Annotated in this window: 13 protein-coding genes; 7 read left to right on the forward strand and 6 right to left on the reverse strand. The window is 56.0% G+C overall.

The genetic code is table 11. The annotated features are described in order from the left end of the window. Window positions 1-104: 104 nt before the first annotated feature. Window positions 105-1,079: an NmrA/HSCARG family protein gene (locus ACT3RT_RS18480; protein ID WP_496203527.1), complete on the reverse strand. Its 975-nt coding sequence runs from the start codon at window positions 1,077-1,079 to the stop codon at window positions 105-107. 95 nt (window positions 1,080-1,174) lie between these two features. Between ACT3RT_RS18480 and ACT3RT_RS18485 the strand changes: the two genes are divergently transcribed. Continuing rightward, entirely contained in the window at window positions 1,175-2,092 is a 918-nt protein-coding gene (locus ACT3RT_RS18485) for a LysR family transcriptional regulator (RefSeq protein WP_496203528.1), read from the forward strand. A 113-nt stretch (window positions 2,093-2,205) separates the two neighbouring features. Here the strand turns inward: ACT3RT_RS18485 and ACT3RT_RS18490 are convergent, their stop codons facing one another. Next, a complete protein-coding gene (locus ACT3RT_RS18490; protein WP_496203529.1) occupies window positions 2,206-2,997 on the reverse strand; it encodes a sulfite exporter TauE/SafE family protein in 792 nt (263 codons plus the stop codon). A gap of 64 nt (window positions 2,998-3,061) precedes the next feature. Between ACT3RT_RS18490 and pdxR the strand changes: the two genes are divergently transcribed. After that, the gene (gene pdxR / locus ACT3RT_RS18495) at window positions 3,062-4,573 is read left to right on the forward strand and encodes a MocR-like pyridoxine biosynthesis transcription factor PdxR (protein WP_496203530.1); all 1,512 of its coding nucleotides are present in this window, start codon (window positions 3,062-3,064) and stop codon (window positions 4,571-4,573) included. A gap of 38 nt (window positions 4,574-4,611) precedes the next feature. Here pdxR and ACT3RT_RS18500 read toward each other — a convergent pair whose 3' ends face one another. Beyond that, window positions 4,612-5,946 (reverse strand): glycoside hydrolase family 10 protein, encoded by a 1,335-nt coding sequence (locus tag ACT3RT_RS18500; protein ID WP_496203560.1) that lies wholly within the window; start codon window positions 5,944-5,946, stop codon window positions 4,612-4,614. A 220-nt stretch (window positions 5,947-6,166) separates the two neighbouring features. Between ACT3RT_RS18500 and ACT3RT_RS18505 the strand changes: the two genes are divergently transcribed. After that, the gene (locus tag ACT3RT_RS18505; RefSeq protein ID WP_485903303.1) at window positions 6,167-6,463 is read left to right on the forward strand and encodes a hypothetical protein; all 297 of its coding nucleotides are present in this window, start codon (window positions 6,167-6,169) and stop codon (window positions 6,461-6,463) included. A gap of 66 nt (window positions 6,464-6,529) precedes the next feature. Here the strand turns inward: ACT3RT_RS18505 and ACT3RT_RS18510 are convergent, their stop codons facing one another. Both ACT3RT_RS18510 and ACT3RT_RS18515 read right to left on the reverse strand, forming a co-directional pair. Continuing rightward, entirely contained in the window at window positions 6,530-7,477 is a 948-nt protein-coding gene (locus tag ACT3RT_RS18510; RefSeq protein WP_496203531.1) for an MFS transporter, read from the reverse strand. Window positions 7,478-7,479: 2 nt separating this feature from the next. Beyond that, window positions 7,480-7,728, reverse strand: a complete 249-nt coding sequence (locus tag ACT3RT_RS18515; RefSeq protein ID WP_496203532.1) for a hypothetical protein — start codon at window positions 7,726-7,728, stop codon at window positions 7,480-7,482. Between the two features lie 106 nt (window positions 7,729-7,834). On the opposite strand from ACT3RT_RS18515, the gene ACT3RT_RS18520 reads away from it, so the two are divergent. Together ACT3RT_RS18520 and ACT3RT_RS18525 are read left to right on the forward strand one after the other, a co-directional pair. Next, window positions 7,835-8,005, forward strand: coding sequence for a hypothetical protein (locus ACT3RT_RS18520; RefSeq protein ID WP_496203533.1), 171 nt, complete (start codon window positions 7,835-7,837; stop codon window positions 8,003-8,005). 182 nt (window positions 8,006-8,187) lie between these two features. Next, a complete protein-coding gene (locus tag ACT3RT_RS18525; RefSeq protein WP_485903306.1) occupies window positions 8,188-8,610 on the forward strand; it encodes a RidA family protein in 423 nt (140 codons plus the stop codon). A 19-nt stretch (window positions 8,611-8,629) separates the two neighbouring features. On the opposite strand, the gene ACT3RT_RS18530 is transcribed toward ACT3RT_RS18525, so the two are convergent. Next, window positions 8,630-9,802 (reverse strand): citrate synthase family protein, encoded by a 1,173-nt coding sequence (locus ACT3RT_RS18530; RefSeq protein ID WP_496203534.1) that lies wholly within the window; start codon window positions 9,800-9,802, stop codon window positions 8,630-8,632. Window positions 9,803-9,922: 120 nt separating this feature from the next. Between ACT3RT_RS18530 and ACT3RT_RS18535 the strand changes: the two genes are divergently transcribed. Both ACT3RT_RS18535 and ACT3RT_RS18540 read left to right on the forward strand, forming a co-directional pair. Continuing rightward, window positions 9,923-11,314: a CoA transferase gene (locus ACT3RT_RS18535; RefSeq protein WP_496203535.1), complete on the forward strand. Its 1,392-nt coding sequence runs from the start codon at window positions 9,923-9,925 to the stop codon at window positions 11,312-11,314. Between the two features lie 275 nt (window positions 11,315-11,589). Next, window positions 11,590-12,072 (forward strand): glutathione peroxidase, encoded by a 483-nt coding sequence (locus ACT3RT_RS18540; protein ID WP_485903309.1) that lies wholly within the window; start codon window positions 11,590-11,592, stop codon window positions 12,070-12,072. The last annotated feature ends 190 nt before the right edge of the window (window positions 12,073-12,262 follow it).

Genomic DNA, 12,262 nt, shown 5'->3' on the forward strand with positions numbered 1-12,262 from the left:
CGAGGCATTTACCCCTGCGCCAGATTGGTGCGCAGGGGCGATCATCAAGGCGCATTTGCCACTTTTGTTGCACCTTTTGCGACATTTAGCGTCAAGCGTGCAGCCTAGCCGTGAGGCCGCCCGAAGGTGGTGCCTTCCCCTTGCCAGCCGGTGGTTTTCAGAAATTGTTCCCACGTCAGGCTGGCGGGATTGATGCGCCTGCTCCACTCAAGGTCGCGGTCCGAGCGATAATAGCCATACTCCACGGCGTATTCGGCCATGCCCACCACTTCATCAACCAGCGCATTCATTCCGGCGAATGACGGGAAATGTTGCACCAACTCTTCACGGGTAAAGGCCGAGGTGTAGGCCGCCTTGATACCGGTCACGCGGCTAAAGGTGTCGACAATCTCCCTGGGCGAGAGGAATTCGCCAATCACCGGCAACGACTGGCCAGCGTATTTCTCGCGATGATCCAAGATCTCTAGCACCGCTGGCCCGGTGGCGGTCAGGGGATCGACAAAGGGCGCGCGGTGATTTTCGGGTAAATACAGGGGGAAAATCAGGGTGTCGCCCTGAAGGCGCGGCTGGTAATACTCCAAAATATTGGTGTAAAAGAATGCCATATAGATGAAGGAGCTGGTGACCGGCAGGGCGCGGATATACTCCTCGACCCGGCCTTTATCGGTGAAGTGCGGCACCCACTTTTTGCCTGCGGTAATACTTTCGACATTTTCCAGCGCGGTGAAAACGATGTGCTCCACGCCCGCTTCGACGGCAGCGTCGGCCAGCTCTTTGCCCAGCGGGGCTTCGTCGCTTTCAGCATAATCAGCATCCGGCGCAATGGGCGGCGTCATCAGAAAGGCGGCCCGCGCGCCTTTAAACGCCTCAACAAACTGCGTTTTGTGGCCTAACTCGAGGGGCACAGCTACCAACTCGGCACCTTGACGGGCCAGCTCCTGCGCCTCGGGGGAGTCCACGCGGCGGGTTAACGCTCGCACCTGATAACGCTGACTTTGCAGCAGGGTTTGCACCACGCTGCGGCCCTGCTTACTCAGCGCACCGACTACGGTAACAAGGGGTTTATGAGAAGAGTTCATCGACTTTTCCTGCCTGATAATGGGGGTGAACTTGCATTATCAGCAGAACTCAGCGATAACAGAAATCGATTAATTTATATTAAGGAATCCATCTGATGGATACCACGCGCATTGATCTCAACCTGCTGGTTACCTTTGAAGCCCTGCTTGCCGAACAGAACGTCACTAAGGCGGCGGCGCGGCTCAACCTCAGCCAGCCCGCGGTCAGCGCGCAGCTCAATCGCCTGCGCGAGATGTTTGATGACCCACTGCTGGTGCCTGCCCGGCGCGGCATGACACCCACCGCCAAGGCGCTCGAGCTGCTGGGGCCACTGCGTGATGCTTTGGATCAGCTGCGGCGCACGCTGCAAACTCATAAAGACTTTCATCCGCAGAGCGCGCAGCTGACCCTGACCATCGCCTGCACCGACTACATTCAGGCCGCCGTGGTGATGCCGCTGGTGCTGGCTCTGCGCCAACGGGCGCCGGGCGTGCGCATTGCGCTGCGCCACTATATCCCCGACCAGCTGGAGCCACAGCTGGCCAGCGGTGAGATTGATCTGGCAATTGTCACGCCGGAGAGCCGCCACGCCCAGCTGCGAACCCGCCATTTATTTGATGAAGACTATGTGCTGGTGGGGCGGCGCGGGCATCCGGCACTCAGTGCCGAGTTGAGCATGGAGGCATTTGCCCAGCTGGAGCAGGTGATTGTTTCCCCCTCCGGCGGCGGTTTTACTACTCCAATCGACGAAGCGCTGGCGACCTTTGGTCTTGAGCGCCGGGTGGTGATGTCGGCGGCGTCCTTCCTTTTCGTGCCGCAAATCGTCGCCATCAGCGATCTGGTTGCGCTGGTTCCCCGGCGGCTGCTACAGCAGGTGATGACGGAACGGCTCGCGCAGGCCGAAGTCCCCTGGCTGGCGGAACAGTTCGAGGTCAGCATGATTTGGCACGAGCGCAACCACGGCCACGCCGGGCAGCGCTGGGTGCGAGAGGTGATTTTAGGATGGGTGAAAGAGAAAACGGCGGCCAGTTAAAGCAGCTTGGTCACCCCGTCACCACATTCTTGCCCACTAACTCTTCCTTCGAGCCATTCGTTATGCTACCGAGATTCCCCTGTTTGATCCAAGCGTCGGTAAGCTGCGCCCCGCTATTTGATATAACCCCCAACGCCATCCCAGAGTAATTTTAGGGCCGACACCACCAACAGCCCATAGCAGGCGCGGTACATTTGCTGCTGGTTGAGTCTGGATTGCAACTTCCACCCTAGCCAGACGCCGGAGGGGATGGCGAGTAGGCCGATGAGGGTCAGAGTCAGCACATTACCCGTGGGGCGGGCGATGAGCAGCCAGGGCGCGGCCTTGAGAATATTGCCCACGGTGAAGAACATGCTGGTGGTCCCGGCATACATCTGTTTGCTCAGCCCAAGGGGTAATAGATAAATCGCCAATGGCGGGCCACCGGAGTGGGCAACCATCGTGGTGATGCCGGAGGTGACGCCCGCCACGACCGCTTTGGGGGAAGAGCGCGGGCGTACGCTGACCTCTCCACCAGACTTCAACCACAGCCCGACAAACAGCAGCGTCACGGCGGCCATGGCGATGGCAATCGCGCGGTGGTCGAGCAGGCGGAAAAACCCATATCCGACAACAATCCCTGCCACTAAGCCGGGTACCAACAGGCGTAAATCCGGCTTCGACCACGTGGAAGGTTTCCAATAGCGCAGGCTAAACAGATCCATAGCGACAAACAGCGGTGCGAGCATCCCGCCGGCCGTGACGGGGTCCATCACCAGCGATAGGAGCGGAATGCCGACGATGGCAAAGCCTCCGCCAAACGCGCCCTTCATAAAGCAGATCGGGAAGACGGCGGCGAAGGTAATGAGCAGCGTTGTGGCGGTGAGTTCCAGTGGGATTGGCGGCATCGGGGATTGGTTTCTCATCAGCAAAAAGGCTAATATCGGCCACAACCAGTATGATAAAAAGTGCCAGTTTTGAGGTTTTTACATGGGCCAGTTTGTTGCTAAATCGAAGGTTACTTTACGAGGTGTGGAGCGGCGCATCTATGCCAGTTTGCGGGGGCAAATCGAGGACGGCTTATTGGAGGCAGGCGCGAAGCTGGTGTCTACGCGCGCCATGGCCGCCGAGCTGGGCGTGTCTCGCACCTCGGTGACGGCGGCTTATGAGCAACTGGCTGCCGAAGGTTTCGTGATCACTTCCGCTGGCAAGGCCGCCAGAGTTGCCCCCCTGATTAACAGCCCATCAGCCACAAGCCCACCGCCATCGGAGCAGAAGCTTTCGACCCGGCTCTCGGATTACGGTCAGCGAGTCGCCGCCATGGCGTCTTACCGAACAACCTCACCTCGGGCGCAGATTGATTTCAAATACGGCTCGGTTGCCTCGCAGGATTTCCCCGCGCAGAGCTGGCAACGCGCCTACCGCCGAGAGCTGGTTAAACGTCAGTCCAGTCTCTATTACAGCCAGCCGGAGGGGGAGGCTCGCCTGCGGCTGGCCTTACAAGGCTATTTGCGCCGCGCCCGAGGATTAATGTGTGATGCCGAGCAGATCGTTATTGTCCATGGTTCGCAGCAGGGGCTGGACCTGTGCGCCAGACTGTTGCTCAACCCCGGTGATAAATTTGTTTTCGAGAATCCGGGTTATCGCATGGCGAGATACTGTTTCGAAGCCACCGGCGCGACGGCCTTGCCCATCAACGTGGATGCCGCAGGGCTAAAGGCCGATCTGCTGCCGGAAAACGCGGCCGCGCGACTGGCCTATGTGACACCGTCACACCAGTTCCCTACGGGCGCGGTGCTGCCCATCGTCCGGCGGCAGGCACTGCTGCAATGGGCAAGCCGGCAAAGGGCGTGGATCATTGAAGATGATTATGGCGGTGAGTTTCGTTACGGCCAGCGTCCTATCGATGCGCTGCAATCCATTGACGGCGAGGGGCGGGTGATCTATGTCGGCACCTTCTCCAAGGCACTTTCCCCACAGCTGCGGCTTGGATATCTGGTCGTACCGCGCGAGCTGGTGGCCGTGTTCCGCCAAGCCAAACTGATCGCTGATCGCCATTCGGCACGCTGGGAGCAAAACGTTCTCGCCGCGTTGATTGAGGAGGGAACCTATGAGCGCCATATCCGCCGCCTGCGCCGGGAGAATGAGCGCCGCCGCAAGGCGCTGATGGAAGCCGTCGATCAATATTTACCGGAGCAAGGCTTCCTGACGGGCATGGCCGCAGGGTTGCACGGTGTCCTCCTGCTGCCGCACTTTCGCCCACAGGATGAGCGCGCACTGCAAGCGGCGGCCCTTGAGTGCGGGGTCGGCGTTTATCCTCTCTCACCGCTATTTGCCGAGTCAGCACAGTCAGAAGACTCAAACCCTGCCGGGCTAATTTTGGGTTACGCGGGGTTAAGCGTTGAGCAGATCCATGATGGCGTAAGGATTTTGGGCGAGGTGCTGGGCTATCCGTGTTGGGCTGCCCCCCGCCCACAAGAGACACCTACGCAGGTCCTCTAACGTTTTGATGAACACCGCTATCTGGAGTTAGGGGATGATTAACTTCCCCAGCGTGTACGCAGATAATTGACGGCTTGCTGGGTTTGCGGCTGGTTGAGGTAATCCTCGCGGAACAGAATGGTGCCGGAGATTTGCGGCACGGCGTCGTTGAGATCAAGCTGTTTTTTCAGCTCTGGCACGCCGCCGCTGACCATCCAGTCTGGCTCGTTTTTCGAGGGTTCGCCGACTTTGTACAGCGCAATACCTATGTAGAGGCGGGTATGGGTCGGCTTCACCACGTCGGCCCACCATTTTGCCAACACGTCATAACGCGCCGCGTCGCGCGCGAAGGGCCAATAGAGCTGTGGCGCGATGTAATCCAGCAATCCTTCTTGCACCCAGAGGCGAGTGTCAGCATAGGATTCATCATAGGCCGCCGCGCCGCGGGTGTTGGAACCCGCCGGATCCTGTGAGCGATTTCGCCACACGCCCGCCGGGCTGATACCAAACTCCACGTTAGGTTTCAATTGCTTAATGGTGCGCGACACCTGCTCAACCAGCAGTTGGGTATTGTGGCGACGCCAGTCGGCTTTCGAGCTGAACCCCTGACCATATTTGCTAAAAGTTTGGCTATCGTCGAGCGTCGAGCCCGGCGACTCGTTGTAGAAATAATCGTCAAACTGCACGCCGTCGACCGGATAGCGCGACACGACTTCCGCCACGATGCTGGTTATCCAGTCGCGCGCTTCGGGAATGCCGGGGTCGAGCACAAAACGGTCACCGGCGGTGCGGATCCAGTCGCGGTGCAGCACAAAGACGCTGGCCGGATGCATTGACAGGGTGCGGTTAAGCTCCGCCACGGTTCTCGGCTTGGTATTGACCGACACGCGATAAGGGTTGAACCAGGCGTGGACTTTCATGCCGCGTTTGTGTGCTTCATCCAGCATAAACTGCAGTGGGTCATAGCCCGGATCCTGACCTATATGCCCCGTCATCACGTCCGACCAAGGCAGAATCTTCGAAGACCAGAGGGCCGTACCGTCGGGCTTAACCTGGAAAAACACTGTGTTGATACCCAGACTTTTCAGCTTATCCAGTTTGTCGGTCAGCGCTTTTTGCTGCTGGTTAATGCGAACTGCCGGATTGCTCACATTCACCGAAGAGATTGGCGGCCAGTCGAGGCGAGACACCGTGGTCAGCCAGACGCCGCGCATTGGCTCTTGCACATGCGAAGATTTATCCGGTAAAGGCTGTTTCGCCACCGGCGGCAGTGGGGTGACTAGAGATTTTGGCGGCGTGGAGGAACAGCTAGCCAGCCACAGGGCACCGGCAAAAATTGCACCTAAGCGTAGAACCTTAGTTAGCCTGGAAAAGCGGCGAAGAGGGGCGATGATAATCTCCAGTGTTTTCGGGTAGTCACGTGGGAATCGCCATTCTCTTATGAATCAGGTTGAAGCGGCAAGTTTTTGCGGCGCCTTAGCTATTTTAACCCACCTCGTGGGAGCCGCTGCGGGGGCATGTTGGCGAATGATCATCACATCAAGTTCAATGTGGTTCTTTTGTTAAATTTATGAAAAAATAAATCTCTAATACGAAATGTCTCAAGGAGTGAAAATGAATCCACAATATAATTTGTACGTGATTATCGTACCTATTTTAATCATCGCCCTGACCTGGTGGGATTGGCGTCGCAAGAAAAATGCCCTTCTCAAAGACAGACAACACGCTAATAGCCCTGATTTTCATGAGCCTTACGCTGAATCTCAATCTGAAGCCAAAGATAAATCATTATCAGAAGTAAACCACAGAGAACAGGCATTATCTAAAACGCTAAAATATAGAATCGCGGTCACCATTATCTTTATTCTGCCGATTTTAATGTATATAAGATTGTATTTTTTACATAAGTAATGCATTCAGCATAGAAATAGGGTGGATGTATAAGTGGGGAAGACACTTTACATCCATCCAAATTAATTAATTGATAGAGACATTTAGGTTGGCGTCGCGCAGCCTGCTCCAGCCGATTATCAAAACAATAAGCATAATTAAGCCAGCCAAGGTGCCAAGCACCAATCCCGCCCGTGCGCCGTAACCGTCTACCACCGCGCCTGCCGACGCCGCGCCAATGGCCACGCCGACGCTGATCCCCGTCATCATCCAGGTTAACCCTTCGGTTATTTTACCCGGCGCAATAATTTTTGAGCCAATATTAAGCGCGACAATCATGGTCGGGGCGTATGAGATGCCCGCCACAAACAGCGTCAACACCAGCGTGAGGACATTAGGCGAAAACAGGGTAGGGACCATGGTCAACGCCGTGAGCAATGTGCCGATGAAAAACTGCTTTGGCATCGGCATCGAGAGGCGCAGCCCGCCAAACATCAGGCCGGATAAGATGGAGCTTAGCGCGTAGGCGGCGAGCATGATGCTGGCCGAGGTCGGCCAATCATGCTCATTGGCAAAGGCCACCGCCGACACGTCGATGGTGCCGCCCATCACCCCCATGGTTAACAGCACCAATACAATGGTGGCGAGGCCCGGTGTTTTTAATACCGAGCTGCCGTCGAGAGTGCCTCCAGCCACCACCTTCGGCTCCGTCCTTCTCTGCATCAGAAAAGCCGTAATCCCCAGAATTTGCAGCAGCACGGCGATCAGAGGCCCGGCTTCGGCAAACAGCCCCGAGCTGAGGGCAATGGCTAAAGGGGCACCGACAATAAAGGTTATTTCAGCCAGCACGGTGTCGAGAGAGAAGGCGGTGTGCAGATGGTGGCTATCGCGAAACATTGCCGCCCAGCGGGCTCTGATCATGGCCGACATGCTAGGCATGGTGCCGGCAAGGATGGCCAGAAGATACAAAACCGGTGCCGGAAAACCCATAGAAGCCGCCGCAATCAGCGAGAGCAGCATCAGCGTGCTGAACACCGTCACCCAGGGCAGGACGCGGCGCTGCCCGTGTTATCGACAAACTTTGCCACCTGGGGGGCGATCAGCGCGCTGGAAAGGGTGAATATTCCCGCTACTGTGCCAGCCAGGCCGTAGTGCCCGGTTTGCATCACCAGCATGGTAATAATGCCAATACCCATCATGGCGTATGTCAGGCGAGCGATGGTCCCAGAGATAACCAATCCCAAAACGCCAGGAACGGCAAAAATCTCACGATAATGCTGAGTCATTATATTCATCCCTTAATTATTTGAGAGAAGCAGTGGGGATCTCTCATTATTTTTAGGCACCACTAGCCCGTGGTGTAATGTATTTCACGGCGCAAGGTTAAATAGTATGCAAGTATTTATTGGTGCTTTATTGAAGTCAATGGTTATTTCTTCGCCTGTTTTACATCGCATTATTTCTGCGTTTAAAAAGAGAAAATTAAAAGCATCGTTAATGAATAAAATGAAGTTAGTTTTATTACGCTATGAAAAATCTTATTCATTTGGCCTTAAAACCTAGGATAAACCCCATAATTTTGCTTTGTGCCTGAATTGAAGACCGATCATTGATTACGCGTGATTGAGTGTCGCCATGGAATGAACCTAGCACTTAATTTACAAAGGAATTACTTGGAATATCGATTTTCTGGCTTTACAGTAAGCATTTACACCCTAGTTTTATCCAGAGTATCGGGAGACCCCATGTCACAGCCAAGCTCATCAAAACTGGTCCATATCAATCCTAAAGGTCTGCATGATCCTACGCCGAGCTGTTACACCCATGTAGTGACTGCGCCACTGGCGGGGCGGACAATTTTTGCCTCTGGCCAGTGTGGAGACATTCACCACAATGGCCAGCCCCTTGATTTTTCGGCACAATTAGCCGGCGCGCTGGCTGGCATGAAAACGGTGATTCAGGCCGGTGGGGGAACCGTGCATGACATTGTGCGCATCAATCTCTATATCGTGAACCACACCGAGGCGCTGCTGCCGATTTGGTCTGCCGCCGCCAAGCGCATTTGGGGTGAGGGGCCTTATCCGGCCAGCACGTTGGTGCCCGTGCCAAGACTGGCGCTCGACGGGCTGCTGGTGGAGATAGAAGCCACTGCGGTGGTGCTGGCGTAGTGGGGTTTAGCGCCAGATCTTAAAGTGTATTGGGCGTGATGCCGACGTAACGCGCTCGCGGCCTGATCAGCCGACTGGCGGCGACCTGCTCCAGCGCGTGGGCTAGCCAGCCGGAACAGCGGCTGACGGCGAACAGTATAAAGGGCGCTTCCACTGGCAAGTTGTAAGTGTCCGCCAGCAGGGCGAGGGCGAAGTCTATGCTCGGGCGCTCGCCCGCCGCCTGTGCCACATACTCCATCAGTTCGCCGTAAGGCCCGCCGCTCGGCAACATCGCCATGATGGCATTGGCTCGCACGTCACCGTCGGGGTAGAGCGGATGCCCAAAGCCCGGCAGTGTCCGCCCCTGCGCCAACCACTCCCTCACGGCCTTCTGCGCGCCAACTCGCCGGGTCGAGTCAACCAGCACGTTGAGCGAGTGCGAAGCACCACCGTGCAGAGGCCCGGTCAAGGATGCCAGCCCGGAGAGCACTCCGGCGGCCAGTGATGCGCCGGTTGAGATAGTCACCCGCACGGCGAACGCCGAGGCATTCAACTCATGTTCGGCCAGCAGCACCAGCGTGCGGCGCAGCACGTTTTCCGCCTCGGGGCATTGCCATGTCTGGGCCAAACTCTTGCTGAGCGTGCTTCCACCGAGGGTTATGTCGATACCAAGCATGGCTTCGGTAAGCGTAGCGAACACGCCTGCCGCCTCGGCGCGAAGTACCGAAAGAGCGCGCCCCGTTGAGGGTAAATCACTGCCGCTGCGCTTGGCCAGAGCCACCAGTCCGGCTGCCGAAGCCTGAGCAAAGCCTTTGAAATGGCGAGTAGGGCGGCCGCCGCCAACCAGCGCCTGCTGGAAGTCCGCCTGCGGATACTCCCACAGCAGCGCCGCGACCTGCTCCAACGACGCTGTACGTGATAGCGCCACCGCGTCCTGCCCGCGATACCAAAGCCGCCCGTCAATCACCGTCGAAATCGCCGAAGGCAGCACCGGATCACCCCATTCAATGGCCTGCGCGGCCACCACTTCTAGCGTGCGGCGACCGTTGGTGCGCTTCGTCATGCGTATCACATCTTCGCGGTGATAAAGGCTGCGACGACTGTCTTTGCTGTACGGCCGCGCGCGGATTTTTCCCCGGCTGACATTGGCATAAAGCGTTTGCGGGCGGACATTCAAAATGCTCAGGGCTTCTGCGGCCGTTATCCACACCATGGCGATCCTCAGGTTAATGTTGATGATTCGAGTCAAGATTGACGTCAACATTAGCAAGATTATTCTGGGGTTAAAAGATGGCCCACTGCTCCCTCAAATCCAGTTTACTCAGGCGGACATATGACGAATGTAACCATGACTTTTTTTGATCAAGCTCGGCAGGCGCTGCATCTCCCTCAAGAAGCGTTAACTCAGTTCGATGTGCAAGGCACGGCGCAATTGGCTTCTGAGTTCCCGGTCACTGATTTTGCCGTTGCGGCGATTGGCGCGGCGGGAATGGCGCTGGCTGAACTCATCAAAGTGCAATTTGGGCACAAGCCGCAGGTGGAGGTTGACCGTAAACTGGCTTCGCTGTGGTTTAGTTGGTCAATACGGCCTATTGGCTGGCAGATGCCCGCCTTATGGGATTCCATTGCCGGAGACTATAAAAACCAAGATGGCTGGATCCGTCTGCACACCAACGCGCCGCACCACAAAGCCGCCGCGCTAAAGGTTTTGCAGTGTGCCGACGACCGGGAGGCGGTGATGAAAGAGGTGGCGAAATGGCCCGGCGAGGCACTGGAAACAGCGATTGTGGAGCAAAAGGGCTGCGCGGCGGTTATGCGCAGTTTGGCCGAGTGGCAGGTCCATCCGCAGGGCAAAGCCGTGGCGGCAGAGCCACTGATTGCCTGGTCATCCGCTGAGGCGGAATCTCCTTACTCAACTTGGCAACCTGAAGAAAAAAGGCCACTGGCGGGTCTAAAAGTGCTGGATTTGACCCGCGTACTGGCAGGCCCGATAGCCACCCGATTCCTCGCCGGTTATGGGGCAGAAGTGCTGCGGCTAGACCCGCCGGAGTGGGATGAACCCTCGGTGATCCCCGAGGTGACACTGGGCAAACGCTGCGCGCGACTGGATATTAAAACGTCCGCCGGGCGAGCTACCTTCGAGCGATTACTGGCCGAAGCCGACGTGCTGGTGCACGGCTATCGCCCCGATGCTCTTGTCCGACTGGGCTATGGCGAAGCCGAGCGGCGCAGCATCAATCCGGGTCTGATTGATGTTTCTCTCAATGCCTATGGCTGGTGTGGTCCGTGGGCCGGGCGGCGCGGCTTTGATAGCCTGGTGCAAATGAACTCCGGGATCGCTCACTGCGGCATGCAAGGAACGCATTCGGACCGGCCTGTGCCGCTGCCGGTGCAGGCGCTCGACCACGCTACGGGCTATTTAATGGCGGCGGCGGTGATCCGCGCTCTGGTTTGGCGATTGACTGACAATCGCGCATCAACGGCGCGCTTGTCTCTGGCGCGTGTAGCGCACTCGCTGGCTGAGCTGCCGCGTGCCCCCGTCGCCGCGCAGGGTTTGGAAATCAGCCCCGACGATTTGTCTCTGGAAATAGAAAAAACGCCGTGGGGCGAGGCCAAACGATGTAAATCTCCACTGTTAGTCGGCGGCTTACCTTTGGTTTGGCAACGTCCGGCGTCGCGACTTGGGTCGGCTGAAGCGGGTTGGGTGGAGTCAAGTTTAGGTTAAACAGGGACTAATATGTGTAAGATTGCCGGTGCTCCGCCGCTTTTTGCAGCAACTGCATAGCGCTTTGCGTTGATAATTTTGGTGCGTATAACATTGATTATGTTAAATATGGCGAATTAAGTTATAAATCTTACATTTTAATCACTCAATAGATAAGGGACTTTTGTGAAGTCTCCGTCCTGATTTTGAAAACCTGCGGCCCCTCTGATTATTTACATATATTAGATAAAGTGGCAATTTCAACGTCGAGCTATTTCTAGTTAGAGGATTCCGATATGACTACCTTTTATCAACTTACCGCCACCAGTCTGGACGGCAAGCTTATCTCTATGGGCGACTTCGCCGGTAAGGTGGTTTTGGTCGTGAATACTGCAAGCCAATGTGGCTTCACGCCACAGTACGGCGGTCTTGAAACGCTCTACAATAAATACGCCTCCCAAGGTTTGGTGGTGCTGGGTTTCCCCTGCAACCAGTTCGGGAAACAGGAGCCAGGCGACGCCGACGAAATCGCGCGGACCTGTTATATTAACTACGGAGTGAGCTTCCCTATCTTCGAGAAGGTACAGGTCAACGGAACGGCAGCGCACCCGGTATTTCGCCATCTAAAAAATGAACTACCCGGCGTGCTGGGTGGCAAAATCAAGTGGAACTTCACTAAATTTCTGATTGGACGCGACGGTAAACCGCTCAAGCGTTTTGCTCCGATCGCTACCCCGGAGAAAATGGAAGCCGCAATCCTTGCTGCACTTGCAATTTAAGTGTGTCTAGAGGATATTTTATTAAGGTTATCAATGGATGAGCTCTGTATTATTTTTTTAAATACCGAGTATGTTGATTATAAGAAATCATATCCTTTTTCCTTTAATAAATAGTCATAAGGTGGAAATTCCTCTCCATTATTAATAGATAATTAAAATGTCTTTGTCTAAATGACTCATCTTGTAAGCA

The organism is Ewingella sp. AOP9-I1-14 (assembly GCF_052375995.1).
GTDB lineage: Bacteria > Pseudomonadota > Gammaproteobacteria > Enterobacterales > Enterobacteriaceae > Ewingella > Ewingella allii.